The organism is Pseudomonas sp. SWRI99 (assembly GCF_014270125.1).
GTDB classification, from domain to species: domain Bacteria; phylum Pseudomonadota; class Gammaproteobacteria; order Pseudomonadales; family Pseudomonadaceae; genus Aquipseudomonas; species Aquipseudomonas hamedanensis.
Map to the genome: position 1 here is coordinate 145,380 of NZ_JABWQR010000013.1, position 26,605 is coordinate 171,984.

Consider the following 26,605-nt stretch of genomic DNA (forward strand, 5'->3'; position numbering starts at 1 on the left):
AGATCAGGAGTGACCTGTGGAAAAGTTTAAAGGCGCCTTGCTGGTAGGCGCTCTGCGGCTGTTTGCCCTGCTGCCATGGCGGGCCGTGCAAGCCGTGGGTTCGGCGATCGGCTGGATCATGTGGAAAACCCCCAACCGTTCCCGCGACGTGGTGCGGATCAACCTCGCCAAATGTTTTCCCCAGATGGACCCGGCCGAACGCGAGCGTCTGGTCGGTCAGAGCCTGAAGGACATCGGCAAGTCGTTGACCGAAAGCGCCTGCGCATGGATCTGGCCGGCGCAGCGTTCGATCGATCTGGTGCGCGAAGTCGAAGGCCTCGACATCCTCAAGGATGCGCTGGCTTCGGGCAAAGGCGTGGTTGGCATCACCAGCCATCTGGGCAACTGGGAAGTGCTCAACCACTTCTATTGCAGCCAGTGCAAACCGATCATTTTCTATCGCCCGCCCAAGCTCAAGGCTGTGGATGAATTGCTGCGCAAGCAGCGCGTGCAACTGGGCAACAAGGTCGCCGCCTCCACCAAGGAAGGCATTCTCAGCGTCATCAAGGAAGTGCGCAAAGGTGGTGCAGTGGGTATTCCCGCCGACCCGGAACCGGCCGAATCCGCCGGGATCTTCGTGCCGTTCTTTGCCACGCAAGCGCTGACCAGCAAATTCGTCCCGAACATGTTGGCCGGCGGCAAAGCGGTCGGTGTGTTTCTGCATGCCCTGCGCCTGCCGGACGGTTCAGGCTACAAAGTGATTCTCGAAGCCGCACCTGAAGCCATGTACAGCACGGATACCGCTGAATCCTGCGCGGCCATGAGTAAGGTCGTGGAGCGTTACGTGGCGGCGTACCCGAGCCAGTACATGTGGAGCATGAAACGCTTCAAGAAACGTCCGCCGGGTGAGGCGCGCTGGTACTGAACAGATTCGACGGGATTGGCATGGTCTGTGGATAACCTCATTGGCGAGGTTATCCACAATCGTTCATTCAAGGGCGCAGCAGATGTCCGAACACCGCAAGTCGTTTCGCATCAAGATCACCCACGACAGCTTCGGCGAATGCCTGGGGCAGACGCGCAACCTGTCACCGACCGGGGTCTACGTTCAGCATCCGAAACTGGCGTCATTGCCCAAAGGCGCGGTGGTCTATGGTCAGGTTCAGGACTTACCCTCAGGCGCGCCGAGCGTGCGCATGGAAGTGATCAGCGTAGACGCCGAGGGCATCGGCCTGCGCTATTTGTAGATCAAGGCGCCTGACGCTCGAGCTTCTTCAGAAACACCGTCATTTCTTTCTCTGCCTGCTTGTCGCCATGGGCGCGGGCCGCTTCCATTCCGTGCTCCCAGGCCTGACGCGCCGCCGCGTGGTCACCCAGCGCCAAGTGCGCCTTGCCCAACAATTTCCACGCCGCCGAATATTTCGGATCGAACGTGACGCAGCGCTGGAAATGTTCGGCAGCCTTGGCGTGCTCGCCCTGATCCAGATAGCCCTTGCCCAGGCCGAAGCGCAGCAGTGAGTTATCCACACCCTTGGCGAGCATTTTTTCCAAAGATTCGAGCATCAGCGGATCCCTTTTCTAGTGCGTCAGAAAGATCTGCGGTGACGCCATCGCTGGCAAGCCAGCTCCCACAAGGATCTCCGGTGCACATCACATTTGTAAACAACCGAAAAACCTGTGGGAGCTGGCTTGCCAGCGATGGGGCCAATGAAGGCACCGCTCATTCACCCTCAGAAAAAGCTCAACCCCACATGAAACAGCTTCTCCACATCGCGGATATGCTTTTTATCCACAAGGAACAAAATCACATGGTCGCCCGCTTCGATCACCGTGTCGTCGTGGGCGATGATCACTTGTTCGTTGCGGATCACGGCGCCGATGGTCGTGCCTGGCGGCAGGCCGATCTTCTCGATCGGTTTGCCGATGACCTTGCTCGATTTCGAATCGCCGTGGGCAATCGCCTCGATGGCTTCCGCCGCACCGCGGCGCAATGAGTGCACGCTGACGATGTCGCCGCGACGGACGTGGGCGAGCAAGGTGCCGATGGTCGCCAATTGCGGGCTGATGGCGATATCGATGTCGCCGCCCTGGATCAGATCGACATAGGCCGGGTTGTTGATGATCGTCATGACCTTCTTCGCCCCCAGCCGTTTGGCCAGCAACGACGACATGATGTTGGCTTCGTCATCGTTGGTCAGGGCGAGGAAAATATCGGCGTCGGCGATGTTTTCTTCCAGCAGCAAGTCACGGTCCGAGGCGCTGCCCTGCAACACCACGGTGCTGTCGAGGGTGTCGGAGAGGTAGCGACAGCGCGCCGGGCTCATCTCGATGATTTTTACCTGATAGCGGCTTTCGATGGCTTCGGCCAAGCGCTCACCGATCTGCCCACCGCCGGCAATGACAATGCGTTTATAGGTTTCATCGAGGCGGCGCATTTCGCTCATCACCGCGCGAATGTCCTCACGGGCGGCGATGAAGAACACTTCGTCGTCGGCCTCGATCACCGTGTCGCCCTGCGGCAGGATCGGCCGGTCGCGACGGAAAATCGCTGCCACGCGGGTTTCGACGTTCGGCATGTGTTCGCGCAACTGGCGCAGTTGTTGACCCACCAGCGGCCCGCCGTAATAGGCGCGCACCGCCACCAGTTGCGCCGCGCCTTCAGCAAAGTCGATCACCTGCAAGGCGCCGGGATGCTGGATCAGGCGCTTGATGTAATTGGTCACGACCTGCTCGGGGCTGATCAGCACATCGACGGGAATCGCCTCGTTCTGGAACAGTTGTTCCTCGCGATTGAGGTAGGAAGCCTCGCGCACCCGGGCGATCTTGGTCGGAGTGTGGAAGAGCGTGTGGGCGACCTGGCAGGCGACCATGTTGGTCTCGTCGCTGTTGGTCACGGCCACCAGCATGTCGGCGTCGTCGGCACCGGCCTGGCGCAGCACCGATGGCAGTGAGCCGCGGCCCTGCACCGTGCGGATGTCGAGACGGTCGCCAAGGTCGCGCAGGCGTTCGCCGTCGGTGTCGACCACGGTGATGTCGTTGGCCTCGCTGGCCAGATGTTCGGCCAGCGAACCGCCGACCTGTCCCGCACCGAGGATGATGATTTTCATCCAGTCACTCCATCGAATCTGTTTAGCCGCGCGCGGCAGCGATCTTGATCAGCTTGGCGTAGTAGAACCCGTCATGCCCACCCTGCTGGGCCAGCAACTGGCGACCGTGGGGCTGCTTGATGCCCGCCGCCGTCGCCAGATCGAGTTCGCGGGCGCCCGGCGTGCGTTCAAGGAACGCGGCAATCACTTCGGTGTTCTCGGTCGGCAACGTCGAGCAAGTGGCGTAGAGCAGGACGCCGCCGACTTCAAGGGTTTTCCACATCGTGTCGAGCAGTTCGCCTTGCAGTTGCGCGAGCGCGACGATGTCGTCGGGCTGACGGGTCAGCTTGATGTCCGGATGCCGACGGATCACGCCGGTGGCCGAGCAAGGCGCATCGAGCAGGATGCGCTGGAACGGTTTGCCGTCCCACCATTTATCGATATCACGACCGTCGGCGGCGATCAGTTCAGCGCTGAGGCCGAGGCGTTCAAGGTTTTCCTTCACGCGCACCAGGCGCTTGGCTTCCAGGTCCACCGCCACTACGCCGGCCAGCGCCGGTTCGGCTTCGAGGATGTGGCAAGTCTTGCCGCCGGGCGCGCAGCAGGCGTCGAGCACCCGCTGGCCCGGCGCCAGGTCGAGCAGCTCGGCGGCCAGTTGCGCGGCTTCGTCCTGCACGCTGAGCCAGCCTTCGGCAAAACCCGGCAGGCTGCGCACGTCGGCGGCGGCTTCAAGTACGATGCCGTCGCGGCTGTAGACGCACGGCGTCGCGGCGATCCCGGCTTCGCCCAGCAGGGCGAGGTAGGCGTCGCGGCTGTGATGACGGCGGTTGACCCGCAGGATCATCGGCGGATGCGCATTGTTGGCCTCGCAGATGGCTTCCCACTGCTCCGGCCAGAACGCTTTCAGGGATTTTTGCAGCCAACGAGGATGGGCAGTGCGCACCACCGGGTCGCGTTCCAGCTCGGCAAAGATGGTCTCGCTTTCGCGTTGGGCATTGCGCAGCACCGCGTTGAGCAGACCTTTAGCCCAAGGCTTTTTCAGCTTGTCGGCACAACCGACGGTTTCGCCGATGGCGGCGTGGGCCGGTACGCGGGTGTATAGCAATTGGTAGAGACCGACCAGCAGCAGCGCCTCGACATCGGCGTCGGCGGCTTTGAACGGCTTTTGCAAAAGCTTTTCCGCCAGCGCCGACAACCGTGGCTGCCAGCGCGCAGTGCCGAAGGCCAGGTCCTGGGTGAAGCCACGGTCACGATCTTCAACCTTGTCCAGTTGTGTGGGCAGGGAGCTGTTCAGCGAAGCTTTGCCACTGAGCACGGCGGCGAGTGCCTTGGCGGCAGCCAGACGCGGATTCATTGTGCGTCCACCGCTTTACCCAGCACGGTGCCGACGGCAAATTTCTCGCGGCGGCTGTTGAACAGGTCGCTGAAGTTCAGTGCCTTGCCGCCGGGCAGTTGCAGGCGGGTCAGGCACAGCGCCTGTTCGCCGCAAGCGACGATCAGGCCATCCTTGCTGGCGCTGAGTATTTCACCCGGTGCGCCTTTGCCCTCGGCGAGCGTGGCTGCCAGCACTTTCAACGCTTCACCGTTGAGGGTGCTGTGGGTGATTGGCCAAGGGTTGAAGGCGCGCACCAGACGTTCCAGTTCAACTGCCGGACGGCTCCAGTCAATACGCGCTTCGTCTTTGTTCAATTTGTGCGCATAGGTGGCGAGCTCATCGTTCTGCACTTCGCCTTCCAGCGTGCCGGCAGCCAGCCCGGCAATCGCTTGCACCACGGCGGGCGGCCCCATTTCGGCAAGTCGATCATGCAACGTGCCGCCGGTGTCTTCGGCGCTGATCGGCGTGACGACTTTTAGCAGCATCGGCCCGGTATCGAGACCGGCCTCCATGCGCATCACGGTCACGCCGCTTTCGGCATCGCCGTGTTCGACGGCGCGCTGGATCGGCGCCGCACCGCGCCAGCGCGGCAGCAGGGACGCATGGCTGTTGATGCAGCCCAGACGCGGAATATCCAGCACCGCTTGCGGCAGGATCAGGCCGTAGGCGACCACCACCATAAGGTCTGGTTTCAGCGCGGCCAGTTCAGCCTGAGCGTCAGCGTTGCGCAGCGTCGGTGGCTGCAACACCTGGATATGGTTTTCCAGGGCCAGCTGTTTGACCGGGCTCGGCATCAGTTTTTGTCCACGACCGGCCGGGCGATCCGGTTGGGTGTAGACCGCAACGATCTCGTAAGGGCTGCTCAGCAGGGCCTTGAGGTGTTCGGCGGCGAATTCCGGGGTGCCGGCAAATACGATGCGCAATGGCTCAGTCATGAAAGGCGTCTCACAAAAAGAAAAAGGCTTGCCGCAGCAAGCCTTTGAAGAGGGGCATCAAGCGTTCTGGCGGTGCAGCTTTTCCAGCTTCTTCTTGATCCGGTCGCGTTTGAGCGTGGACAGGTAATCGACGAACAATTTGCCGTTGAGGTGGTCGCATTCGTGCTGGATGCACACCGCGAGCAGGCCCTCGGCGATCAGTTCATAGGGCTTGCCGTCGCGGTCCAGCGCCTTGATTCGGACCTTTTGCGGGCGGTCGACGTTTTCGTAGAAGCCCGGCACCGAGAGGCAGCCTTCCTGATACTGGTCCATCTCTTCGGTCAGCGGTTCGAACTCGGGGTTGATGAACACCCGTGGCTCGGTACGGTCTTCGGAAAGGTCCATCACGACGATACGTTTGTGCACGTTGACCTGGGTCGCGGCGAGGCCGATGCCGGGCGCTTCATACATTGTTTCAAACATGTCGTCGACCAACTGACGCACTTCGTCGTCCACTACAGCCACTGGTTTGGCGATAGTGCGCAGACGCGGGTCCGGAAATTCGAGGATGTTTAAAATGGCCATAGGCTTTGATTGCTGCACACGTTGAGTAAAGTCGGGTCGATGGCCTGGCAGGTCCGAGGATGCAGGCTACCGTTGTGAAGCGTAGCTTCTACAAAATCAGAAGCGAGCCACGGGGGCTCTGACGATTCACGCGAACGCACATGATAAAGGGATTCACTGCATGAGGAAAACACTACTCGCCCTGCTGTTGCTGGCTTCGGCCGGCGTGGCACAAGGGCAGGTGCAACTCAGGGATGGTTTTCCGCAGCAATACACGGTGGTGACAGGGGATACCCTCTGGGACATTTCCGGCAAATACCTGCGCGAGCCCTGGCAGTGGCCGCAACTGTGGCGGGCCAACCCGCAGATCGAAAACCCCAACCTGATCTACCCCGGCGACACGCTGACGCTCAGCTACGTCAACGGCCAGCCACAACTGACGGTCAAGCGCGGCGACTCACGCGGCACCATCAAACTGTCGCCACGGATCCGCACCAGCCCGGTGGCCGAGGCGATTCCGAGCATTCCACTGAAGTCAATCAACAGTTTTCTGCTGAGCAACCGTATCGTCGACACGGCGGAAGATTTCGACAAGGCGCCCTATATCGTTGCCGGTGATGCCGAACGCGTCCTCAGCGGCACCGGCGATCGCATCTTTGCCCGTGGTCACTTCGACCCGGATCAGCCGGTCTACGGGATCTTCCGCCAAGGCAAGGTCTACACCGACCCGCAGACCCAGGAATTCCTCGGCATCAATGCCGACGACATCGGCGGCGGCGAGATTATCGCCACCGAAGGCGACGTCGCCACGCTCGCGCTGCAACGCACCACCCAGGAAGTCCGTTTGGGTGACCGCTTGTTCAGCGGCGAGGAGCGCTCGATCAACTCGACCTTCATGCCCGGCGCGCCCACTACCGCCATTAACGGCGTGATCATCGACGTGCCACGCGGCGTCACGCAGATCGGCGTGATGGATGTCGTTACCCTGAACAAGGGCAGGCGCGACGGTCTGGCCGAAGGAAACGTGCTGGCGGTGATGAAAACCGGTGAAACCGTGCGCGACCGGATCACCGGCCAGCCGGTGAAAATTCCCGACGAACGCGCCGGTTTGCTGATGGTGTTTCGTACGTACGAAAAGCTCAGCTATGGCCTCGTCCTCAACGCATCGCGCTCGCTGGCGGTGCTCGACAAGGTACGCAATCCGTAAGCTTGCTCAACAAGTTATAAACAGAGTTATCCACAACTTGTCCCGAAGGGTTCGGGGCTTGTCCACGATCAAGGATGATCCATGATGTCGTCTGTCTGTACGCCGGTCTCGCCGGCAGAACTGGAAGCGCGCCTGCGCTTGCACCGCTTGCCGGACATCGGTCCCAAGCGTTTTGCAAAATTGTTCGAAGCCTTCGGCTCGGCGTCGAAAGCCCTCAGCGCACCGGCCAGCGCCTGGCGCTCGCTGGGGTTGCCAGCAACGTGCGCCGAGGCCCGGCGCAGCCCTGAAGTTCGTGATGGCGCCAGCCATGCACTGCGCTGGCTAGAGCGTCCGGGCCAACATCTGTTGATGTGGGACCAGCCGGATTACCCGGCGCTGCTGGCGCAGATTCCCGACCCGCCGCCGCTGCTGTTCGTGGCCGGGGATCCGCTGATTCTGGAAAAGCCGCAACTGGCCATGGTTGGCAGCCGTCGCGCATCGCGCCCGGGAATGGACACCGCGGCCGCGTTCGCCCGCAGTCTCGCCGGGGCCGGTTTCGTCATCACCAGTGGTCTGGCGCTGGGCATTGATGCGGCGGCCCATCAAGCTGCACTGGACGTCGGCGGGCAGACCGTTGGCGTCCTTGGCACCGGGCTTGAAAAATTTTATCCACAGCGCAATCGGCGGTTGGCCGACGCCATGATCGAGTCAGGCAGTGCCGTGCTGTCGGAGCTGGTGCTGGATGCCGGGCCGAGCGCCAGCAACTTCCCCCGGCGCAACCGGATTATCAGCGGCTTGTCCCTCGGCGTGCTGGTGGTCGAAGCGAGTGTCGCCAGCGGTTCGCTGATCACCGCCCGGCTGGCGGCGGAACAGGGGCGCGAGGTGTATGCGATTCCGGGGTCGATCCACCATCCGGGTGCGCGTGGCTGTCACCAGTTGATCCGTGACGGCGCGGTCCTGGTGGAAACCATAGAACATATCCTCGAAGCCTTGCGTGGCTGGCAACATCTGCCTTTATCCACCGATATAGCTGAGGCCGATCATCCGCTGCTCATGTTGCTCCACGCGGCGCCTCATACCAGCGAGGCGCTGGCCAACAGCAGTGGCTGGGCCTTGCCCAAAGTGTTGGCAGCGCTGACCGAACTGGAAATGGACGGCCGCGCCGTGTGCGAAAACGGTCGCTGGTTGGCCAGGACAAGCTAGGTTTTACGGGGAAGATCGGTAAACTGCGCGAAACCTGTTTGCGGAGATTTTTTCATGGTCAACAGTTGGCGTGTGCAGCAAGCCGCACGAGATATTCGCGCCGGCGCGGTGATTGCCTATCCAACCGAAGCCGTCTGGGGTCTGGGATGCGACCCGTGGAACGAGGAAGCGGTGGATCGGCTGCTGGCGATCAAAAATCGCTCGGTCAATAAAGGCCTGATTCTGGTGGCAGACAACATCCGCCAGTTCGACTTTTTGTTTGAAGACTTCCCGCAAGAGTGGCTCGACCGCATGGCCAGCACCTGGCCGGGGCCAAACACCTGGCTGGTACCGCACCAGAACCTGTTGCCGGAATGGGTGACCGGGGTGCACGACACCGTGGCGCTGCGCGTCAGCGATCATCCGCAGGTGCGCGATCTGTGCTCGATGGTCGGGCCGCTGATCTCCACCTCGGCCAACCCACAGGGACGCCCGGCGGCGCGTACCCGCCTGCGTGTCGAGCAATATTTTCGCGGACAGATCGACCGCGTGCTGGGCGGGCAGTTGGGAGGGCGCAAGAACCCCAGCGTCATCCGCGATCTGGTCACCGGCAATGTCGTTCGTCCCGACTGACAGCATTTTTTCCCGCAATCCGTGAGTACTCCTCGATCGTCCAGACGAGGAGTACTACATCCGTTGGTTATTCGTCTTTCAATCTCACTCGTAATTTAAACAACTTGTTTGTTGTGCTGTTTCTTTGTGTGTCAGACGAATCGATAACTATAAAAATCCAGTAATTTTTCCCACGTGATTATCAGAAGTCGCGCAGTGGCGATATTTCCAAAAGCATCCATCATTCAAATGCGCGCAGAAAACTTCGATAAGTTAACGTTTGCGGAGAAGGAATGGATACTACGGATTTACAACTCAGGGACTATCTGCAACGACTGCAAGTGGCATTGATTAATCAGCAAGGCGGTTATCGTGTCGTTATTCTTGAAGCCGGCTCGGATGCTCGCGAATTTGAGCGATTTGTCGGGCGGCAGTTTCGTTTGCGCTTACAACATTACATGCTGACCTCCAGAGCCCGGGCGCTGGAAACCAGCCTGGCGATTGTGGCGCGCAGTACTCATTTTCTGATGTACCAGCGTGACCAACTGGTGGGCGTATTGAGGGTAACGCCCTCGCCTTTCGAATGGGCCTCCCTGGCGCAACAGTATCTTTCACCGACGGTGGCGCTGGCGCGTCATGTCGAGTTCAGTCGCCTGATCACCCAATCGCAACAGCACCGGTCCGTACCGATCAATGGCCTGCTGGCGGTTGCTACCGAGTGGGCGATCAACCGTGGCTATCAAGGAATCACCGCCTTGTGCCGGTCGCCACAGCGGCGGATGTTCCAGCGTTTCGGCCTGACCCCGCTTCCCTCCTTTGCACTTCATATCGAGCAACGCGCGCGTGGCGATTACTGGCTGCTCGCGGCGCAATGGCGGGAAATCCTTGCAGCCCTGCAGCAACCCGTCGCCCTCAATGCCAACCCTTCGGAGAATTGCGATGAACCTGTCCGTCAGTTTTGAACAGCAGTTGATTCTGCTTGACCAGCGAATCGAAAAAACATGGGCCGGTATTCTCGACAACTCACGGTTGGTCAGGGCCATCCGCGAAGGAAGCGTGAACAAAGCGTTATATGCCCTCTATATGATCGAAACATTCCACTACACCGCGCACAATGCCCGTAATCAGGGATTGGTGGGCGTGCGTCACGCCGATAATCCGGTCTATGCAAAGTTCTGCTTCGAACATGCCGCCCAGGAAGTCGGCCATGAAAAAATGGCCCTGCACGATGTCATGACTCTGGGCCTCAAGAGCGAAGTTTTCGATATGCCGCCTGCACTTCCGGCCACAGAAGTGCTGATCGCTTATTTGTACTGGATCTCTTTCACCGGGAATCCCTACAGCGACTTGGCTACAGTTATTGGGCAGAAAACGCCTATCAGTTCATCACGCCATTGATCACGCGGATAAGCGAAGTTCTGGCGCTGAAACCTGCCCAGTTGACATTTTTTATTGCGCACTCCGATATCGATATCGAGCACTTCAACGAAATCAAACTCATCCTGCAGCGAACCTGCAAAAGTCAGGCTGACTGGGACGCCATTACGGTGGTGATGGAAACCAGTCTGCGCCTGACCGGCAACATGCTCGAAGCGGTGTATGAGCAGTACGAAGCCTGGCAAAGCGGCCAGGCGCCCCGCTACGACTTTCTGCATGCCCTGGATCAATCATGACGCGTGCCTGTTCATTTTCGCAGCGGACGCAGGGAGGCCGGCATGGCTGATTACTTCGAGCGGCTGAATTATTCGCTGGGTGATGAAGATGCCGCGCTCGAGCACAGGATTGTGCCCGAGCATGCCCGGCATGTGGTGGACGTCGCTGGATGTGGCAGCCGGCTTTTGCCCTTGCTCGCCCGATGCCCGGCACGCCTGACCTGTGCTGATATCAGTGCACCGCAACTGGCGTTCACCCGGTTGCGCCTGGCCTTGCTGGAGCAGACCGACCATGAGTCGTTCATGGACTTCATGGGGTATCGCCCAGACACATCGACTACTTGGCGCCAGTCGGTTTTTCGGCAACTGGACCTGCCTCTGGCGGATCGCCGCTGGCTGGCGGACCTGTTCCAGTCCAGTCACTGGCACGCGCCGATCTATCTGGGCGCGTTCGAGCAGACCTTGCGGCGCCTGGCGAGGATCAACGGTCTGGTCACCGGAAAGGCCGGCCGTGGGATCTTCCAGTGTTGCGACCTTGGCGAGCAATCGGACTATTACCGCCGCCATTTTCCACTTCGGCGCTGGAAAGCCGTCATCGGGTTACTGGGCAATGCCGCCGTACTCAATTCGTTGCTTTACCGCGGTGCGTTTCCGGCGAATAACCTCGGAATCAGTTCGCGCAAGGTCTACCTCGACATTTTCCATGCCTTGTTCACGACCCAGGTCGTGCGCGAAAGCTTCTTTCTGCAGATGCTGTTCTTCGGTGAGCTGCGGTATCCGCAAGGCTACCCGCTGGAGTGTGATCCGCAGATTTTTCAAAGTGCTCGTGAAGCGTTGAAGCAGTGCCGAGTGAGCGTGGTGCAGGGCGACATCGTTGATTGCGTGGCCGGGTGCACGGACGTGGATTTCGTCTCGCTGTCGGATGTGCCTTCATTTTTGCCCGATGCTACTGCCGCCATGGTTCTGCAGCGGCTGCGGCCGGCCCTGGCCGAGCATGCCCTCACGGTGATGCGCGGCCATTTGCGCGTGGTCCGGCCCGATTGCGAAGGCTTTCGTGATGTCAGCTCGCAGTTTCACGAAGCGATTGCCCGTGAAAAAACCCAGCTCTGGCGCGTACAGGTCTATCGCCAGACCTCACCTGTGCAGGTATCCCGATGAATACACCTCATCCGACCGTCAACTGGGTCAGCAATCGCGTCCGCCAGGCCCGTGACGACCAACAGCAACTGTTCGACGCTGGCCTTAACGGTCTCAAGGTCATGACGCGCGACGGCAAGAACATCGAGTTGGACAGTGGCGAATGCCTGACTGAATTTCTTTCCTGCTCTTATCTGGGACTCGAATGCGATCCGCGCTTGATTGAAGGCGCGGTGCAGGCCGTGGAAATGTTCGGTGTGCAGTTCGCTGCCGCGCGCACCCGGGCACTGCTGCCGCCGATGCGCGAACTTGATGAGCGGCTGAACCGGATTTTCCAGGGGCATACGGTCACCTTCAACTCGGTCGGCAGCGCACACCTCGGTTGCCTGCCGCTGCTCGGCTCCGGCGAGTTGCCCTCGTATCCCTTGCGTCGAGGTCCCGGCTGGATCGTCGACCGGGCCGCCCATGCCTCAATGCAAGTATTGCAAGGCATTCTTTGCCAGTTCGGGCCCGTGCTGCGCTGCGATTGCAGCGAAGTGCAGCAAGTCGAAGATGCCTGTACGACAACCGTCGCGGCAGGCAATACGCCAATCATCCTGACCGACAGCATCGGTTCGATGCGCGGGGTGTATCCGGTCAATCGCTTGCTGCAACTGGCCGAGCGCTTTGACGGTTATCTGTATGCAGATGACGCCCATGGCACCTCGATCCATGGGCTGGCAGGCGGCGGATATGCGCTTGTCGCCGCCACGGAGTCACTGCGCGATCGCATGATTGTGCTGTCTTCCCTGTCCAAGGCGTTTGGCGCAACCGGTGGGGCAATTACCGTGCGGACGGTGGCCGATGCCGAACTGATACGGCGCCACGCCTCGACCTATACCTTCGGCGGCCCTCTGTCCATGGGCGGTGTCGGTGCCGCGGTCGCCTCTGCAAATATTCATCTTTCACCGCAGTTGGGTCTGCTTCAGGCCGCGTTGTGGCGCAATGTCGCGCTGATCGATGACTTGCTGGGGGCGCGACTGGGCAATCACCGGATCGCGTCGCCCATACGCTTCGTCCGGGTCGGCGCCGAGCGTGATGCAGTCAGTCTGGCGCTGCATCTGCGCCGGCATGCCATTGCGGTCACCACTGCGCTGTTTCCGGTGGTGGCCAAAGGCGAGGCGATGCTGCGTCTGGCAATCAGCGCGAATCACAGCCAGGCCCAGCTCGAACACCTGGCGACAGCCGTGAGCACTGGCTTCGACGAGTTGTGCATCCGTCAGGGAGAACGCACCCATGACCGATGATCCGCTGCTGTTTGCCAGCGCTGCCACGGTTTACGCGGCAGCGACCGAAGCCCTTGCGCGCAAGTTCGCCCATGCGCGTTCGTTGTCCTGGTTCTGTACGGTGTGTCCGCCGATACGGCGCGTGCAGAGCGCGGAGGATCTGCACCTGCTGCCGGTTCAGGCCGTAGAGGACGAACAGGGCGGATTGCTGTTCTCTGCTGGGCGAGGCATCGCACCTGGCGCCGGGCGGTGGGTTGACCCTGACATCGGGCGGTAGCACCGGCAACCGCAAACACATCACCCACTCCTGGGCCTTCAACGACAGCATCGTGCGCTTGGGCGTACGGATGTTTGCGACGGGCCAGACCCCCTCTGTGGTGGTCAATTGCCTCACTGCCGGCGAAATGCAGGGCGCGTTTCAATACGCGGCGGCCATCGTTCAGCGCCTCGGCGCGCGCTTGTTACCCGCCGGCTCACTGATGGGCCTTCAACGCATTGCCGAATTGGTCCAGTCACAAAAGGCCGATGCCCTGATCTGCACGCCCTCCTTCGCGGCGGCGCTGTTCAATGATGTCGCTGTCGACAGAAGACAGTTGGGTAGCCTGAAGTGGCTCTACTACATTGGGGAACCGTGCAGCGCGCTGCTGCGTGAGCAACTGACCCGAGACTGGCCGGGCCTGACCTTGCGATCACTGGGCTACAGCGCGACGGAGACCGGCCCGATCGGTTTTCAGTGCGCCCATCTGGAGCCGGGTTTCTATCATCTGCATGCCGACGCGATGCTGGTCGAAGTGGTCAATCCGTTGACTCTGCAAGCGCTGCCCAAGGGCGAATGCGGCGAGTTTCTGCTGACGCCATTGCTGCCGGACCACGTGCCATTGCTGCGTTACCGCATTGGTGACTGCGGGCGAATCGTGCCCAACTTGCCCCAGTGCGCCTGTGGCAGTGCCCTGCCAGTGCTGGAGCTTGTGGGGCGAGTAGAGACGACGATCAAGCTGGGCGGCGCGATCATTACCCAGCGGCAGATTCTGAGTGTGCTCGCACAAGCAATTCCTGATCTGCATGCGGCGGATATTCAAGTGCAGATTGATCGACAGGTGAACGGCGCGTGCATGCGTCTGGTCATCGCCGAGGACAGACTGCCCGCTGCTGCGCAGGGTGGCCTTGAGCAGGCTTTGCACGCCGAGGCGCAGGCCAGTGCCTTGCTCAAATTGCCCGGCGTGCTTGGGTTGCAGGTGCGGCGGCTGCCCCGTGGAGCCTTCGCGACCACCACGGCCGGCAAGACGCCGTTCTTTGTCGAGTTGCAACAGGCGCCGACCCGCCTGGCGTGACGGGGCGGGTCAGCAACTGGTTCAGGGCAGCAGAATGGTGGAACCGGTGGTGCGCCGTGCCGACAGTTCGGTTTGTGCTTTTGCCGCATCAGCCAGCGAGTAGCGCTGGCTGATGTCCACCTTGAGTTTGCCGCTGATGATCATCTCGAACAGCTCATCCGCCATGCGTTGCAGGTTGTCGGCGTTATTGGCGTACGTCGCCAGGGTCGGACGGGTGACGTACAGCGAGCCTTTCGCCGCCAGAATGCCCAGGTTCACGCTGTCCACCGCACCTGACGCATTACCGAAGCTCACTACCAGCCCGCGCGGTGCGACGCTGTCCAGCGACGTCAGCCAGGTATCCTTGCCGACCCCGTCGTACACCACCGGGACTTTCTTGCCATCGGTCAACGCCAGTACGCGCTCGGCCACGTTTTCATGGCTGTAATCGATGGTTGCCCATGCGCCGTTAGCCTTCGCCAGTTCAGCCTTTTCTTTCGAACTGACCGTGCCGATCAGTTTCACCCCCAGCGCCTTGGCCCATTGGCAGGCCAGTGACCCGACGCCACCGGCAGCGGCGTGGAACAGAATGGTTTCGCCTCCCTTCAATTCGTAGGTCTGGCGCAGCAGGTATTGCACGGTGAGGCCCTTGAGCATTACCCCTGCAGCGGTTTCGAAACTGATTTCGTCAGGCAGGTGCACCAGATTGTCCTGGGGCAAAACGTGTTGCGTGCTGTAAGCCCCCAACGGGCCGCTGCCATACGCCACGCGGTCACCGACCTTGAACCGGGTGACCTCGCTGCCCACCGCATCAACAATACCGGCGCCTTCGGCACCCAGGCCGGACGGCAAGGCGGGCGGCGCATACAGCCCGCTGCGGTAATAAGTGTCGATGAAATTCAGGCCAATCGCCTGGTTGGCCACGCGCACCTGATTCGGTCCGGGCGCGGCAGGTTCGTAGTCAACATACTCGAGCACTTCGGGACCGCCATGGGCGCGGAACTGGATACGCTTTGCCATCTGCCTGCTCTCCTTGGGATTGTTGCGAGGCCCCTATGCAACTCCCCTGGTTGATCTTCGTCAACTGCGGCGCGCCAGTCTGCGATGGTATGCTACGCGCCCATTTGCGCTGCCCGCCTGTCTGGGGCGCCGCTCGATCCAAGGTGATGCCATGACGACCCGCACCGACGCCGTAAAGGCCTATCTGCTCGACCTGCAAGACCGCATTTGCGCCGCGCTCGAAACCGAGGACGGCGGCACGCGCTTCGTCGAAGACGCCTGGACCCGGCCTGCCGGTGGTGGCGGTCGCACGCGCGTGATCGAGAACGGCACGCTGATCGAAAAGGGCGGCGTCAACTTTTCTCACGTCTTCGGCAGCGGTCTGCCGCCCTCGGCCAGCGCTCATCGCCCGGAATTGGCCGGTCGCGGTTTTGAAGCCCTCGGCGTGTCGCTGGTGATTCACCCGCACAATCCGCACGTGCCGACGTCCCACGCCAACGTGCGCTTTTTCATTGCCGAGAAAGAAGGTGAAGAGCCGGTCTGGTGGTTCGGCGGCGGCTTCGACCTGACCCCTTACTATGGCAATGAAGAAGACTGCATTCATTGGCACCGTGTCGCCGCGCAAGCGTGCGCACCGTTCGGCGCGGACGTCTATCCGCGCTACAAGGCCTGGTGCGATACCTACTTCCACATCAAGCATCGGCATGAACCGCGTGGTATCGGCGGTCTGTTTTTCGATGACCTGAACGAATGGGACTTCGACACCAGCTTCGCCTTCATGCGTGCCATCGGCGACGCCTATATCGAGGCGTATCTGCCCATCGTGCAACGCCGCAAGAACGCTGCGTTCACTGCGCAGCAGCGCGAGTTCCAGGAGTTTCGTCGTGGCCGTTACGTCGAATTCAACCTGGTTTACGACCGTGGCACGCTGTTCGGCCTGCAATCGGGCGGGCGTACCGAGTCGATCCTGATGTCGCTGCCGCCCCAAGTGCGCTGGGGCTACGACTGGAAGGCCGAACCGGGCAGCGAAGAAGCGCGCCTGACCGACTACTTCCTGCAAGACCGCGATTGGCTGGCCCAGGCCTGAGGACCTTCGATGGATCGTTACGTCGTTTTCGGTAACCCGATCGGCCACAGCAAATCGCCGATGATTCACAAGCTGTTCGCCGAACAGACCGGCCAGCAGCTGGACTACAGCACGCTGCTGGCGCCGCTGGATGATTTTGTCGGCTGCGCCACGGTATTTTTCCAGGAGGGGTGTGGGGCCAACGTCACCGTGCCTTTCAAGGAAGACGCCTATCGTTTGGCCAACCGTCTGACTGACCGCGCTCGGCTGGCCGGAGCGGTGAATACATTGAGCAAACTGGCCGACGGTTCATTGCTCGGCGACAACACCGACGGCGCCGGGCTGGTGCGCGATCTGACGGTGAATGCCGGGTTCAGCCTGACGGGCAAACGCATCCTGCTGCTCGGGGCCGGGGGCGCAGTGCGGGGCGCGCTGGAGCCATTACTGGCGGAACGGCCGGCCTCGGTGATCATCGCCAACCGTACAGTGGACAAGGCTGAGCGGCTGGCCGAATTGTTCGGCGATCTGGGGCCAGTGTCGGCCAGTGGGTTCGACTGGCTGCGCGAGCCGGTGGATGTGATCATCAACGCCACGTCCGCCAGCCTGACCGGCGATGTGCCGCCGATCGTCGCGAGCCTGATCGAACCGGGGCAGACGCTGTGCTACGACATGATGTATGGCAAGGAGCCGACCGCGTTCTGCCGCTGGGCCAGTGAGCACGGCGCGGCGGTCTCGATGGATGGCCTGGGAATGCTGGCGGAGCAGGCGGCCGAGGCGTTTTTCCTGTGGCGCGGGGTGCGCCCGGATACGGCGCCGGTACTGGCCGAGCTACGCCGCCAGTTGGCCCTTTAAAAGCTTCGCGAGCAGGCTCGCTCCCACATTGAAATGCATTCCAATGTGGGAGCGAGCCTGCTCGCGAATGGCGACACCACCGATATCAGCTCAATCCTCAAACCGGATCGGGCATTTCTCTGCCCCTTCCAGTTTCCGCAACTCCTCCACCACCTGCGGCCGCGCCCGGCGCAAGGTCAGGCTGCGATTCTGGCGCAGCAGGCGCCGTGCCTCCTGATGCAGCATTTCCACCCCTGAATAGTCGATGAAGTTGATCTGCTGCGCCTCGATCACTACTCGCGTGCCGTGCAGGCGTTGCAGGCGCACCTGCAAGTAATGGCTGGCGCCGAAAAAGATCGAACCGCCGACCCGCAGCACATCGTCTTCACCGTCGCGCCAATGCTGCACCCGCGGTTGCGAGGTACGTTTGAGGTAAAAGAACAACGAGGCCAGCACCCCGGCGTAAATGGCCGTCTGCAATTCCAGCAGCAGTGTCGCCAGACACGTCAGGCCCATCACCACGAATTCGGCGCGGCTGACCCGCCACAAGGCGCGAATGCCCCGATGGTCCACCAGGCCCCAGGCGATCAACAAAATGCTGCCGGCCATGGCCGGGATCGGAATGTGCGCGATCAACCCTGCACCGAAGAGCGCGAACAGCGCCACCCAGAGCGCTGAAAACACCCCGGCCAGCGGCGAGCAGGCGCCTGCTTCGTAGCTCAGACCGGAACGGGTAAATGACCCCGCCGACAACGATCCGGAAAAAAACGCACCGACCATATTCGACAAGCCTTGGGCACGCACTTCCTGATTGGCATCGAGCAGTTGCTGCGAGCGCGCCGAAATCGAACGGGCAATCGACAGACTGGTGACCAGCCCGAGCATGCCGACGGCCACGGCGCTGGGCAGCAACCGCAGGACCAGATCCAGATCCAGCGGCAACGCACTGAAGGGCGGCAAGCGCCCGACAAAGGCGCTGACCAGATGCACATGCGCGAACATGGCCGGCCACAACCACACCCACAGACTGGCCAACACCAAGGTGATCAGCAGGGTCGGCCAGCGTGGCAACAGGCGTTTCAACACCACGCCGAGCACCACCGTCGCCGCGCCAAGCATCAGCGAAGGGTTATCCACAGCGCCGAGGTGGCGCAGCAGGTCCATCAGACTGGCAAGAGCCGTGGCACTGGCCGGCAACTCAAGTCCCAGCAGATTCGGCAACTGCCCGATGGCAATCACCACTGCTGCGCCGAGGGTGAAGCCGAGCACCACCGAATGCGAAACGAAATTCACCAGCGCGCCGAAGCGCAGTAAACCCAGCAGCCACTGGAAAACCCCGGCGAGCAAGGTCAGCAGCAGAATCAGCGTGGTGTAATCCTCGGAAGCCGGCATGGCAAGCGGACTGATGCTGGCATACAGCACAATCGAAATGGCCGCCGTCGGGCCACAGATCAGGTGCCAGGACGACCCCCAGAGGCAGGCGATCAGTACCGGAATAATCGCAGCGTACAGGCCGTATTCGGGGGGCAGGCCGGCGATCAGCGCGTAGGCGATCGACTGGGGCAAGGCGAGAATCGCACCGCTCAGGCCAACGACCAGATCCCGTCCGACGCTGGCACGGGTTTGCCGGGGCAGCCAGGCGAGGAAGGGGAACAGTGAGTGACGGCTGGGGAAGGCCATGGGTCCTCGCGGTTGGGGTTTTCAGGCAAGCCTATCAGGACACAGCGCGGTATGTGGCGAGGGAGCTTGCTCCCGCTCGGCTGCGCAGCAGTCGCAAACGCAGACAGCACGGTCTGTCTGCCGAAACCGCCTCGGCCAGACCGGGAGTGCTGCACACTCCAGCGGGAGCAAGCTCCCTCGCCACAGGGGTGAGGTGGTGAATTACAGTTTGGCTTTCACCGCCGCCAACGCATCCTTGCCATCCACAGTCTTCACGCCATCCAGCCACTTGTCCAACACCGCGGGATTGGCCTTTATCCACGCCTTGGCGGCTTCGGCATTGCTGATCTTCTTGTTCACCACCTCGGCCATGATGCTGTTCTCCATTTCCTGAGTGAACGAAAGATTGGTCAGCAATTTACCCACATTCGGGCAAGCCTCCGCATAGCCCTTGCGGGTCAGGGTGAATACGCTGCCGGTGTCACCGAAGTACTTTTCGCCACCCTTCAAGTAACGCATCTTCAGTTGCACGTTCATCGGGTGCGGCGTCCAGCCGAGGAAGGTGACGAATTTCTGCTTTTTCACCGCCCTCGATACTTCGGCGAGCATCGCCTGCTCGCTGGATTCGACCAGTTTCCACTGGCCCATGTTGAAGTCGTTTTTCTTGATGATGTCCTGCAACGAGATGTTCGCCGGTGCGCCCGAACCGATGCCATAGATCTTCTTGTCGAACTTGTCGGCGAACTTGTTCAGATCGGCGAAATCATGCACACCCGCCTCCCAGACATAATCGGGTACGGCGAGGGTAAATTCGGTGCCTTCGAGGTTCTTCGCCAGTTGCGTGACATCGCCGGTGGCGACGAATTTGTCGTAGAAACCCTGTTGCGCCGGCATCCAGTTGCCGAGGAACACATCGACCTGGCCGTCCTTCAAGCCGCCGAAGGTGATCGGCACCGCGAGGGTATCGACCTTGGCCTTGTAGCCCATGCCGTCCAGCAGAAACCCGGTGATGGCATTGGTCGCGGCGATGTCGCTCCAGCCCGGATCGGCCATTTTCACGGTTTCGCAGCTTTGCTCGGCGAAGGCCGAGGCGCTGCTCAACGCGATCAGGCCGACGGTCACTGCTGTGGATAACTTGCGCATGACTTCCCCTTGAGATTATTGGTTTTGGCAGGGTTGTGGATAACGGGCTTTGCGCTCCAGATCATCAAGGTCGATGTGGTTGCGCATGTATTGCTGACTGGCGTCGACCAGCGGCTGGTGGTCCCAGCTCTTCAGCTTGCCGATGGTCAAGGCGTCGGCGACGAAACGGCGCCGGCGCTGGCTGGCAAGTACGTCCCGATGGATCGCCGGGATGTCCCATTTGGCCCGCGCTTGCGCGAGAAAGTCTTCAAACAGCTGACGATGTTGCGGCGACTGGCTCAGCTCTTCCCTTTCGTGCGGATCGTTATGCACATCGAAGAGTAGGCACGGGTCGCTTTCGCTGTAGATAAATTTGTAGGCGCCGCGGCGGATCATCATCAGCGGACTGACGGTGCCTTCGGCCATGTATTCGCCGAACACCTCGTCATGGCCGCCCTGCCCTCGCAGGTGCGGCACCAGTGAACGGCCGTCCAGTGGCAGGCCCGGCTGCAGCGTGCCGCCGGCCAGTTCGACGAAGGTCGGCAGCAAATCGGCGGTGGAAACCGCAGCGCTGACGCGACCGGCGCCAAACTGCCCGGGCGCACTGATCAGCAGCGGTACCCGCGCGGCCATTTCGTACCAGTGCATTTTGTACCAGAGGCCTTTCTCGCCAAGCATGTCGCCGTGATCGCCGGAGAAAACAATGATGGTGTCGTTGATCAGCCCGGTTTCTTCGAGGGTCTGCAGAAGTTTGCCGACATTAGCGTCGATGTAGCTGCAGGCACCGAAGTAGGCCCGGCGTGCGTCGCGAATCTTATCCACAGGCAGCGGCTTGTCCCACAGGTCATAGACCTTGAGCAGGCGTTGCGAGTGCGGATCGAGTTCGTGCTGATCCGGCGTTGTCGGCAGCGGAATATCGCTGTCGTCATACAAATCCCAGAATGCCTTGGGAATCGTGTACGGATCGTGGGGGTGCGTCATCGACACGGTCAGGCAGAACGGCTGGTCGCCCTCCTCGCGGATGTGATCGAACAGATACTGCTGCGCCTTGAACACCACCTCTTCATCGAAATCGAGCTGGTTGGTACGCACGCACGGCCCTGCCTGCAAAACCGACGACATGTTGTGATACCAACTCGGCCGCACATCCGGTTCGTCCCAGTTCACAGCCCAACCGTAATCGGCCGGATAAATGTCGCTGGTCAGGCGTTCTTCATAGCCGTGCAGTTGATCGGGGCCACAGAAATGCATCTTGCCCGATAGCGCGGTGCGATAGCCGAGACGCCGCAGATAGTGGGCATAGGTCGGGATGTCGGCGGGAAAATCGGCGGCGTTGTCATAGGCGCCGATTTTGCTCGGCAATTGGCCGCTGACCAGGGTGAAACGCGACGGCGCACACAACGGGCTGTTGCAATACGCCGCGTCGAACACCACGCCTTGGGCAGCGAGGCGCGAAAGATTTGGCAATTTGATCGGCGACGGGCCATAGAAAGGCAACAGGGGCGCGGCCATCTGATCGGCCATGATGAACAGGATATTCTTGCGCTTCATCTGATCGCGGCATTCCATAGTGAATATTTATGCGACATTGCTGCGATCCAGCATGGAGTCCATGCTGGATCGGGTAAAGCCCGCGCCGGGCAATGACTAGGATAAGCACAGCTTATGTATGAAGCCTTGGGGAGCCTGTCCCTCGACCTGCTGCGTGCCTTCGAGGCCGCTGCTCGCCATCGCAGCTTCACGGCGGCAGCGGTGGAGCTGGGCACCACGCAACCGGCGATCAGTCAGCAAATCAAGCGGTTGGAAGAGCAGCTCGGCGCGCGGCTGTTCGATCGGATTTATCGGGGGATCGAAGTGACCGAGGTCGGCGCCCTGCTGTTTGAGCAAGTGGTCCTCGGTTTGCACCATATCGACGCCGGATTAAGCGCGATCAGCGCACAGCAGCAGCATGAAGTGCTGCAGGTCGCCACGGATTTTGCCTTCGCCGCGTATTGGCTGATGCCGCGTTTGCACCGCTTCCATGCCGCCAATCCTCAGGTCGACGTCAGCCTGGTCACCAGCGAGCGCAACCACAACATGCTGCGCACCGATATCGATGTGGCCGTCCTGTTTGGCGACGGTCGATTCAAGCAGGGCGAAAGCCATTGGCTGTTCAGCGAGGAGGTCTTCCCGGTGTGCAGTCCGCTGTTGCTCAAGGATCGTCCATTGCCCCTGCCCGCCCAGGCGCTGCTGGAGTTTCCGCTGCTGCACTTGCGCGGGGAAAACAGCAGCAACTGGTTTGACTGGAGTGGTCTGTTTCGCGAACTGGGCATCATCACGCCGCCGGCACCGGGGCAGTTGCGTTTCGACAATTACACCTTGCTGATTCAAGCGGCGATTGGCGGTCAGGGCGTGGCGATCGGCTGGCGCCACCTTGTGGATAACTTGCTGACGCAGGGTTTGCTGTGCCGTCCCTTGGCGGAAACCACCCTGTCTCGCCTGGGGTATTACGTGGTTTTGCCGCAACGTAAACGCCGGGGCGCTTTGATTCAGCAATTTGTCGATTGGTTGATGGCCGAGCAGGCCAGCAGCGCCGAATCGCTCAACGGTCTGGCCCTGCCCTCGATTGCGGTGTGAAGAGCAAAAGATCGTCCGATCGCGGCCCGAGCCTTCGGACGATCTTTCAAATCGCTGAAGCCGCCACGAAATTCACATGCTCCCCCACATGCAGATTCAGCCGCAGCTCATCGGCGATACCCACCGCGACGCGATTCAAGCGCTCCAGCGGTTCGGCCAGACCCGGCTCAAGATTGCCGCCGACCTGGATGAAATGCTCAATCGTCAATCCGGCCACGCCATGCGGCGCATTGACCAAAGTCCAGCGCAGTGAGCTGCTTTGTACGGCCTCGAGCATTTCTTCGGCAGCATGGCGTTGCAGGCGCTCGTCGCTGTCCGGCTCGTCGAGTACGCCGAAATTGCCGACCAGAAACAAGCGCGGCACGCTGGCCAGTTGCAAGCCTTCAACCAACGCGTCGACGGCCAGCACTTGTTCGACCGGCCCGAGCGTCACCGAGCGCTCAACGTGGTCGCTATTGAAGGGCAAACCCGGCGCGTCCAGCAGGCAGATCACCGCCGAACTGCCGGCGACACTCTGATTGACCCGCTCGGCGTTGAACAGATCGCCGGTTTTAGTGCGCAGCCCAGGGCGCGGCGCGAGCGCGGTGAGATCGTCGAGAATGGCGATGACTTCGTGCTGGCGACGCAGCAATTCAGCCATCAACGCACCGCCCAGGCTGGCCATGGCACCATAGAGCGCCACTTTCATCGCCGGGGTTTCGGCATTTTTCATGGCTGTTTTCCTTATCGTTGTCCTATATGGCCTGTGACGGTGGAAACCGCCAAGGGTTCGAACCGATTCAGAAGAGGTACACATGCAAGCGATCAAGGGCTATCACGCCCATGTCTATTTCGATGCACAAACCATCGAGCAGGCGCGCGCCTTGTGCGAACAGGCTGTGCAGTTGTTCGCCGTTAAAATGGGCCGTGTGCATGAGCGTCCGGTGGGACCGCACCCCGACTGGAGCTGCCAACTGGCCTTCGGTCCAGAGCTCCTTGGCGAGGTATTGCCGTGGCTTGCGCTCCACCGCAAAGGCCTGGTGGTGTTCCTGCACCCGGACACGGGCAATGATTTGCTTGATCACACCGAGCATGCGATCTGGATGGGCGCGGTCCGGCGGTTGGATTTGTCGGTTTTCTAATCAAGCGTTTCTTTGGCTTCGCCGGGCAGGTGCTCATCCAGATGCAGCCACGGCAATTGGCTGTCGGTCCAGATATGCCGCTCGGCGGCGGCCCGCTCCGCGTGTTCCAGGGTGGCGATGGTCACATCAATGCTGTCCGGGCTGAGCGATGTCACCAGCGCCAGATGTGCGCCGCAGTTCGGGCAGAAAAACCGCCTGCAACTGGACGACGAGTCGTAACGCGCCGGCGTACCGGCCAGCCAACGAAAATTTGCTGCGGGCACGGTGATCCACGTCGTGACGATCCCGCCACTGACCTTGCGGCAGATCGAGCAATGACAATGAGCGATGTCCTCCAACGCCCCGCTGAACTGATAGCGGATATGTCCGCAATGGCAACCACCGCTGTGCAATTGGCTCATCCCGAAAGCTCCCGTTCCCGTATTCATTGACCTTGGCCGCAACCGACAGCCGGTTGACCATTCATTCGACGCTTTAGCTACCGAAAGGTAGCTGAAAGCTTCCGCGATTAGGATCGCCCCACCTCCGGCAACAGACCGGTTGGCCCAACGCGTGTGATGGCTTGCACGCCCGGCCCAATTAACAACAACAATGGTGATTCTGATGTTCTCTGCAACCCGCCTCTTCGCTGTCACTCCGCCCGTACGCCTTGTGCTTGCTGCTCTGCGCTGATCGCGCCCGATCCGCTCATTTCATTCGCCGCGCTACGCCTGGAGTATTCCCATGCTGACTTTCCTTGGCTTTGCCATGGTCATCACGTTCATGTTCCTGATCATGACCAAGCGCCTGTCCGCGCTGATCGCTCTGATCATTATCCCGATCCTGTTTGCCCTGTTCGGTGGTTTCGCGCCGAAGATCGGTCCGATGATGCTCGAAGGCATCACCAAGCTCGCGCCGACCGGCGTGATGCTGATGTTCGCCATCCTCTATTTCGCCCTGATGATCGACTCCGGCCTGTTCGACCCGGCCGTGCGCAAGATCCTCAAGCTGGTCAAGGGCGACCCGCTGAAAGTGTCGGTCGGCACCGCCGTGCTGGCGCTCGTCGTTTCCCTGGACGGTGACGGCGCGACCACTTACATGATCTGCGTGGCCGCCATGCTGCCGCTGTACAGCCGCATCGGCATGAGCCCGCGGATCATGGCCGGTCTGATCATCCTCGCCGGCGGCGTGATGAACATGACCCCATGGGGCGGCCCGACTGCCCGTGCGGCGAGTGCGCTGCATGTCGACCCTTCGGATATTTTCGTGCCGATGATTCCGGCAATGTGCGCCGGTGTGGTGGCGATCCTGATCATTGCCTACTTCTACGGCAAGCGTGAACGTGCGCGCCTGGGCGAACTGCACCTGATCGGCGATGACCTTGATCACAGCGAAATCAGCGTGTCGCAGTTTCCCGACGCCCGCCGTCCGAAGTTGATCTGGTTCAACGGCCTCTTGACCCTGGTGTTGATGTGCACCCTGATCGCCGGCCTGCTGCCGTTGCCGGTGCTGTTCATGGTGGCGTTCAGTATCGCGATGATCGTCAACTACCCGTGCCTGCAAATGCAGAAGGATCGTGTGGCGGCCCACGCCGGCAGCGTGCTGTCGGTGGTCAGTCTGATTTTCGCAGCGGGCATTTTCACCGGTATCCTGTCGGGAACCGGGATGGTCGACGCCATGTCGAAAAGTTTGCTGGCAGTGATTCCGGACTTCCTCGGCCCGTACCTGGCGGTGATCACGGCGCTGGTGAGCATGCCGTTCACGTTTTTCATGTCGAACGACGCGTTCTACTACGGCGTGTTGCCGGTGCTTTCCGAAGCGGCCAGCCACTACGGCATCACCGCTGTGGAAATGGCACGTGCCTCGATCGTCGGTCAGCCCGTCCACTTGCTCAGCCCGCTGGTTCCGTCGACGTACCTGCTGGTGGCCCTGGCCGGTATCGAGTTCGGTGACCATCAACGTTTCACCCTGAAGTGGGCAGTTCTGGTCTGCCTGTGCATACTGGTGGCCGCCCTGCTGTTGGGAACTTTCCCGCTGTTCAGCACTTTGTAACGGCATCAACTCACCAACACGCCAGCTGCCCGCTGGCGTCTTGGTTTAACACATCAAAGGAATACACATGGAATGGCTGACCAACCCCGAAATCTGGGTTGCCTTCTTTACCCTGACCGCCCTGGAAATCGTCCTCGGTATCGATAACATCATCATGATTTCGATCCTGGTCAGCCGCATGCCCAAGCACATGCAGGCGCGCACCCGGATCTTCGGTCTTGCCCTGGCAATGATCACGCGGATCCTGTTGTTGCTCTCGATCACGTGGGTCATGCGCCTCACCGCCGACCTGTTCGAAGTGTTCGGCCAGGGCATCTCCGGCCGCGACCTGATTCTGTTCTTCGGTGGCCTGTTCCTGCTGTGGAAAAGCTCGCAGGAGATGTACCACGCGCTGGAAGGCGAAGACGAAAGCGACGACGCGCCTTCGGGCAAGGGCGGCAACTTCCTCTACACCATCATCCAGATCGCGATCATCGACATCGTCTTCTCGCTGGACTCGGTGATCACCGCCGTGGGCATGGTGTCCCACGTCCCGGTCATGGTTGCGGCGATTATCGTTGCGGTGCTGGTGATGATGCTGGCGTCGGGCAAGATCAGCGAATTCATCGACAAGCACCCGTCGCTGAAAATGCTCGCGCTGTCGTTCCTGCTGGTGGTCGGTACCGTGCTGATCGCCGAATCGTTCGACGTGCACGTACCGAAGGGCTACGTCTACTTCGCCATGGCGTTCTCGCTGGCGGTGGAAGCGATCAACATCAAGTTGCGCGGCGCGATGGACCGGAAAAAGAAGCAGCAGGACCCGGTGAAACTGCGCAAGGATATGCCGGGCCAATAACCCGCTAGTCCTGCCAACGCGACACCCGTGTGGGAGCGAGCCTGCTCGCGAAAGCGGTGTATC

General features: G+C 60.9%; 29 protein-coding genes. 18 read left to right on the forward strand and 11 right to left on the reverse strand.

The window, feature by feature from the left end; genetic code table 11:
• Nucleotides 1-16: 16 nt before the first annotated feature.
• Both HU743_RS13105 and HU743_RS13110 read left to right on the forward strand, forming a co-directional pair.
• On the forward strand, nt 17-904 hold the full coding sequence (locus tag HU743_RS13105) for a lysophospholipid acyltransferase (RefSeq protein WP_083367454.1): 888 nt from the start codon (nt 17-19) through the stop codon (nt 902-904).
• A gap of 82 nt (nt 905-986) precedes the next feature.
• Nucleotides 987-1,226 carry a PilZ domain-containing protein gene (locus HU743_RS13110; RefSeq protein ID WP_186630799.1) on the forward strand — a complete coding sequence of 80 codons (240 nt, stop codon included), beginning with the start codon at nt 987-989 and terminating at the stop codon, nt 1,224-1,226.
• A 1-nt stretch (nt 1,227) separates the two neighbouring features.
• Here the strand turns inward: HU743_RS13110 and HU743_RS13115 are convergent, their stop codons facing one another.
• From HU743_RS13115 to def, 5 genes are all read right to left on the reverse strand, one after another.
• On the reverse strand, nt 1,228-1,542 hold the full coding sequence (locus tag HU743_RS13115) for a tetratricopeptide repeat protein (RefSeq protein WP_186649034.1): 315 nt from the start codon (nt 1,540-1,542) through the stop codon (nt 1,228-1,230).
• 167 nt (nt 1,543-1,709) lie between these two features.
• Nucleotides 1,710-3,086: a Trk system potassium transporter TrkA gene (gene trkA / locus HU743_RS13120; RefSeq protein ID WP_186546234.1), complete on the reverse strand. Its 1,377-nt coding sequence runs from the start codon at nt 3,084-3,086 to the stop codon at nt 1,710-1,712.
• Nucleotides 3,087-3,108: 22 nt separating this feature from the next.
• Nucleotides 3,109-4,419, reverse strand: a complete 1,311-nt coding sequence (gene rsmB, locus HU743_RS13125; RefSeq protein WP_186649035.1) for a 16S rRNA (cytosine(967)-C(5))-methyltransferase RsmB — start codon at nt 4,417-4,419, stop codon at nt 3,109-3,111.
• Nucleotides 4,416-5,375, reverse strand: a complete 960-nt coding sequence (gene fmt, locus HU743_RS13130) for a methionyl-tRNA formyltransferase (RefSeq protein ID WP_186630802.1) — start codon at nt 5,373-5,375, stop codon at nt 4,416-4,418. Before fmt ends, rsmB begins: the two co-directional genes overlap by 4 nt.
• Before the next feature lie 57 nt (nt 5,376-5,432).
• Entirely contained in the window at nt 5,433-5,939 is a 507-nt protein-coding gene (gene def, locus HU743_RS13135) for a peptide deformylase (RefSeq protein ID WP_186546237.1), read from the reverse strand.
• A 160-nt stretch (nt 5,940-6,099) separates the two neighbouring features.
• Here def and HU743_RS13140 point away from each other — a divergent pair, with 160 nt between their 5' ends.
• The 10 genes from HU743_RS13140 (at nt 6,100) to HU743_RS13175 (ending at nt 14,283) form a co-directional block, all read left to right on the forward strand.
• Complete coding sequence (locus HU743_RS13140) at nt 6,100-7,125, forward strand: LysM domain-containing protein (RefSeq protein WP_186618857.1); 1,026 nt, start codon at nt 6,100-6,102, stop codon at nt 7,123-7,125.
• A gap of 81 nt (nt 7,126-7,206) precedes the next feature.
• On the forward strand, nt 7,207-8,307 hold the full coding sequence (dprA, locus tag HU743_RS13145) for a DNA-processing protein DprA (protein WP_186618858.1): 1,101 nt from the start codon (nt 7,207-7,209) through the stop codon (nt 8,305-8,307).
• Between the two features lie 54 nt (nt 8,308-8,361).
• Nucleotides 8,362-8,919: an L-threonylcarbamoyladenylate synthase gene (locus HU743_RS13150; RefSeq protein ID WP_186618859.1), complete on the forward strand. Its 558-nt coding sequence runs from the start codon at nt 8,362-8,364 to the stop codon at nt 8,917-8,919.
• 272 nt (nt 8,920-9,191) lie between these two features.
• The gene (locus tag HU743_RS13155; RefSeq protein ID WP_186618860.1) at nt 9,192-9,860 is read left to right on the forward strand and encodes a hypothetical protein; all 669 of its coding nucleotides are present in this window, start codon (nt 9,192-9,194) and stop codon (nt 9,858-9,860) included.
• The gene (locus tag HU743_RS27190; protein WP_238351737.1) at nt 9,838-10,296 is read left to right on the forward strand and encodes a hypothetical protein; all 459 of its coding nucleotides are present in this window, start codon (nt 9,838-9,840) and stop codon (nt 10,294-10,296) included. The genes HU743_RS13155 and HU743_RS27190 overlap by 23 nt, the downstream gene beginning before the upstream one ends.
• Nucleotides 10,212-10,571, forward strand: coding sequence for an iron-containing redox enzyme family protein (locus HU743_RS27195; protein WP_238351740.1), 360 nt, complete (start codon nt 10,212-10,214; stop codon nt 10,569-10,571). The genes HU743_RS27190 and HU743_RS27195 overlap by 85 nt, the downstream gene beginning before the upstream one ends.
• 42 nt (nt 10,572-10,613) lie before the next feature.
• Nucleotides 10,614-11,708, forward strand: coding sequence for a DUF3419 family protein (locus tag HU743_RS13165; protein ID WP_186649037.1), 1,095 nt, complete (start codon nt 10,614-10,616; stop codon nt 11,706-11,708).
• The gene (locus HU743_RS13170; RefSeq protein WP_186649039.1) at nt 11,705-12,973 is read left to right on the forward strand and encodes an aminotransferase class I/II-fold pyridoxal phosphate-dependent enzyme; all 1,269 of its coding nucleotides are present in this window, start codon (nt 11,705-11,707) and stop codon (nt 12,971-12,973) included. The genes HU743_RS13165 and HU743_RS13170 overlap by 4 nt, the downstream gene beginning before the upstream one ends.
• On the forward strand, nt 12,963-13,229 hold the full coding sequence (locus HU743_RS27200) for a hypothetical protein (RefSeq protein WP_238351738.1): 267 nt from the start codon (nt 12,963-12,965) through the stop codon (nt 13,227-13,229). Before HU743_RS13170 ends, HU743_RS27200 begins: the two co-directional genes overlap by 11 nt.
• Entirely contained in the window at nt 13,207-14,283 is a 1,077-nt protein-coding gene (locus HU743_RS13175; protein ID WP_238351739.1) for an AMP-binding protein, read from the forward strand. Before HU743_RS27200 ends, HU743_RS13175 begins: the two co-directional genes overlap by 23 nt.
• A gap of 21 nt (nt 14,284-14,304) precedes the next feature.
• Here HU743_RS13175 and HU743_RS13180 read toward each other — a convergent pair whose 3' ends face one another.
• Entirely contained in the window at nt 14,305-15,282 is a 978-nt protein-coding gene (locus HU743_RS13180) for a quinone oxidoreductase (protein ID WP_186649040.1), read from the reverse strand.
• Nucleotides 15,283-15,433: 151 nt separating this feature from the next.
• Here HU743_RS13180 and hemF point away from each other — a divergent pair, with 151 nt between their 5' ends.
• On the forward strand, nt 15,434-16,348 hold the full coding sequence (hemF, locus tag HU743_RS13185) for an oxygen-dependent coproporphyrinogen oxidase (RefSeq protein WP_186546247.1): 915 nt from the start codon (nt 15,434-15,436) through the stop codon (nt 16,346-16,348).
• 9 nt (nt 16,349-16,357) lie between these two features.
• A complete protein-coding gene (gene aroE / locus HU743_RS13190; protein ID WP_186649041.1) occupies nt 16,358-17,179 on the forward strand; it encodes a shikimate dehydrogenase in 822 nt (273 codons plus the stop codon).
• Between the two features lie 90 nt (nt 17,180-17,269).
• On the opposite strand, the gene HU743_RS13195 is transcribed toward aroE, so the two are convergent.
• From HU743_RS13195 to betC, 3 genes are all read right to left on the reverse strand, one after another.
• Nucleotides 17,270-18,838 (reverse strand): SulP family inorganic anion transporter, encoded by a 1,569-nt coding sequence (locus tag HU743_RS13195; RefSeq protein WP_186649042.1) that lies wholly within the window; start codon nt 18,836-18,838, stop codon nt 17,270-17,272.
• A 201-nt stretch (nt 18,839-19,039) separates the two neighbouring features.
• Nucleotides 19,040-19,960, reverse strand: coding sequence for a choline ABC transporter substrate-binding protein (gene choX, locus HU743_RS13200; protein ID WP_186649043.1), 921 nt, complete (start codon nt 19,958-19,960; stop codon nt 19,040-19,042).
• Nucleotides 19,961-19,975: 15 nt separating this feature from the next.
• On the reverse strand, nt 19,976-21,490 hold the full coding sequence (gene betC, locus HU743_RS13205; protein WP_186649044.1) for a choline-sulfatase: 1,515 nt from the start codon (nt 21,488-21,490) through the stop codon (nt 19,976-19,978).
• A gap of 114 nt (nt 21,491-21,604) precedes the next feature.
• On the opposite strand from betC, the gene HU743_RS13210 reads away from it, so the two are divergent.
• Nucleotides 21,605-22,555 (forward strand): LysR family transcriptional regulator, encoded by a 951-nt coding sequence (locus HU743_RS13210; RefSeq protein WP_186649045.1) that lies wholly within the window; start codon nt 21,605-21,607, stop codon nt 22,553-22,555.
• Nucleotides 22,556-22,601: 46 nt separating this feature from the next.
• On the opposite strand, the gene HU743_RS13215 is transcribed toward HU743_RS13210, so the two are convergent.
• Nucleotides 22,602-23,267 carry an NAD(P)H-binding protein gene (locus tag HU743_RS13215; protein ID WP_186649046.1) on the reverse strand — a complete coding sequence of 222 codons (666 nt, stop codon included), beginning with the start codon at nt 23,265-23,267 and terminating at the stop codon, nt 22,602-22,604.
• A gap of 82 nt (nt 23,268-23,349) precedes the next feature.
• On the opposite strand from HU743_RS13215, the gene HU743_RS13220 reads away from it, so the two are divergent.
• Nucleotides 23,350-23,676 carry a DOPA 4,5-dioxygenase family protein gene (locus tag HU743_RS13220; RefSeq protein ID WP_186546254.1) on the forward strand — a complete coding sequence of 109 codons (327 nt, stop codon included), beginning with the start codon at nt 23,350-23,352 and terminating at the stop codon, nt 23,674-23,676.
• Here the strand turns inward: HU743_RS13220 and HU743_RS13225 are convergent.
• Complete coding sequence (locus HU743_RS13225; protein ID WP_186649048.1) at nt 23,673-24,077, reverse strand: GFA family protein; 405 nt, start codon at nt 24,075-24,077, stop codon at nt 23,673-23,675. The two genes, HU743_RS13220 and HU743_RS13225, sit on opposite strands and share 4 nt — an antisense overlap.
• A gap of 322 nt (nt 24,078-24,399) precedes the next feature.
• On the opposite strand from HU743_RS13225, the gene HU743_RS13230 reads away from it, so the two are divergent.
• Both HU743_RS13230 and HU743_RS13235 read left to right on the forward strand, forming a co-directional pair.
• Nucleotides 24,400-25,707, forward strand: coding sequence for a CitMHS family transporter (locus tag HU743_RS13230; RefSeq protein WP_186546256.1), 1,308 nt, complete (start codon nt 24,400-24,402; stop codon nt 25,705-25,707).
• Nucleotides 25,708-25,774: 67 nt separating this feature from the next.
• Nucleotides 25,775-26,542: a TerC family protein gene (locus HU743_RS13235; RefSeq protein WP_186546257.1), complete on the forward strand. Its 768-nt coding sequence runs from the start codon at nt 25,775-25,777 to the stop codon at nt 26,540-26,542.
• The last annotated feature ends 63 nt before the right edge of the window (nt 26,543-26,605 follow it).

Excerpts from the sequence above, each read along its gene's own strand:
- HU743_RS13195 (WP_186649042.1), bottom strand. The coding sequence starts at position 18,838 with ATGGCCTTCCCCAGCCGTCACTCACTGTTCCCCTTCCTCGCCTGGCTG.
- trkA (WP_186546234.1), bottom strand. The coding sequence starts at position 3,086 with ATGAAAATCATCATCCTCGGTGCGGGACAGGTCGGCGGTTCGCTGGCC.
- fmt (WP_186630802.1), bottom strand. The coding sequence starts at position 5,375 with ATGACTGAGCCATTGCGCATCGTATTTGCCGGCACCCCGGAATTCGCC.
- HU743_RS13210 (WP_186649045.1), top strand. The coding sequence starts at position 21,605 with ATGTATGAAGCCTTGGGGAGCCTGTCCCTCGACCTGCTGCGTGCCTTC.
- betC (WP_186649044.1), bottom strand. The coding sequence starts at position 21,490 with ATGAAGCGCAAGAATATCCTGTTCATCATGGCCGATCAGATGGCCGCG.
- HU743_RS13150 (WP_186618859.1), top strand. The coding sequence starts at position 8,362 with ATGGTCAACAGTTGGCGTGTGCAGCAAGCCGCACGAGATATTCGCGCC.
- rsmB (WP_186649035.1), bottom strand. The coding sequence starts at position 4,419 with ATGAATCCGCGTCTGGCTGCCGCCAAGGCACTCGCCGCCGTGCTCAGT.
- HU743_RS13235 (WP_186546257.1), top strand. The coding sequence starts at position 25,775 with ATGGAATGGCTGACCAACCCCGAAATCTGGGTTGCCTTCTTTACCCTG.
- HU743_RS13110 (WP_186630799.1), top strand. The coding sequence starts at position 987 with ATGTCCGAACACCGCAAGTCGTTTCGCATCAAGATCACCCACGACAGC.
- HU743_RS13115 (WP_186649034.1), bottom strand. The coding sequence starts at position 1,542 with ATGCTCGAATCTTTGGAAAAAATGCTCGCCAAGGGTGTGGATAACTCA.
- HU743_RS13155 (WP_186618860.1), top strand. The coding sequence starts at position 9,192 with ATGGATACTACGGATTTACAACTCAGGGACTATCTGCAACGACTGCAA.
- HU743_RS13180 (WP_186649040.1), bottom strand. The coding sequence starts at position 15,282 with ATGGCAAAGCGTATCCAGTTCCGCGCCCATGGCGGTCCCGAAGTGCTC.
- HU743_RS13225 (WP_186649048.1), bottom strand. The coding sequence starts at position 24,077 with ATGAGCCAATTGCACAGCGGTGGTTGCCATTGCGGACATATCCGCTAT.
- aroE (WP_186649041.1), top strand. The coding sequence starts at position 16,358 with ATGGATCGTTACGTCGTTTTCGGTAACCCGATCGGCCACAGCAAATCG.
- HU743_RS27200 (WP_238351738.1), top strand. The coding sequence starts at position 12,963 with ATGACCGATGATCCGCTGCTGTTTGCCAGCGCTGCCACGGTTTACGCG.
- def (WP_186546237.1), bottom strand. The coding sequence starts at position 5,939 with ATGGCCATTTTAAACATCCTCGAATTTCCGGACCCGCGTCTGCGCACT.
- HU743_RS13170 (WP_186649039.1), top strand. The coding sequence starts at position 11,705 with ATGAATACACCTCATCCGACCGTCAACTGGGTCAGCAATCGCGTCCGC.
- HU743_RS13220 (WP_186546254.1), top strand. The coding sequence starts at position 23,350 with ATGCAAGCGATCAAGGGCTATCACGCCCATGTCTATTTCGATGCACAA.
- choX (WP_186649043.1), bottom strand. The coding sequence starts at position 19,960 with ATGCGCAAGTTATCCACAGCAGTGACCGTCGGCCTGATCGCGTTGAGC.
- HU743_RS13140 (WP_186618857.1), top strand. The coding sequence starts at position 6,100 with ATGAGGAAAACACTACTCGCCCTGCTGTTGCTGGCTTCGGCCGGCGTG.
- HU743_RS13230 (WP_186546256.1), top strand. The coding sequence starts at position 24,400 with ATGCTGACTTTCCTTGGCTTTGCCATGGTCATCACGTTCATGTTCCTG.
- HU743_RS13165 (WP_186649037.1), top strand. The coding sequence starts at position 10,614 with ATGGCTGATTACTTCGAGCGGCTGAATTATTCGCTGGGTGATGAAGAT.
- HU743_RS27190 (WP_238351737.1), top strand. The coding sequence starts at position 9,838 with ATGAACCTGTCCGTCAGTTTTGAACAGCAGTTGATTCTGCTTGACCAG.
- HU743_RS13215 (WP_186649046.1), bottom strand. The coding sequence starts at position 23,267 with ATGAAAAATGCCGAAACCCCGGCGATGAAAGTGGCGCTCTATGGTGCC.
- hemF (WP_186546247.1), top strand. The coding sequence starts at position 15,434 with ATGACGACCCGCACCGACGCCGTAAAGGCCTATCTGCTCGACCTGCAA.
- dprA (WP_186618858.1), top strand. The coding sequence starts at position 7,207 with ATGATGTCGTCTGTCTGTACGCCGGTCTCGCCGGCAGAACTGGAAGCG.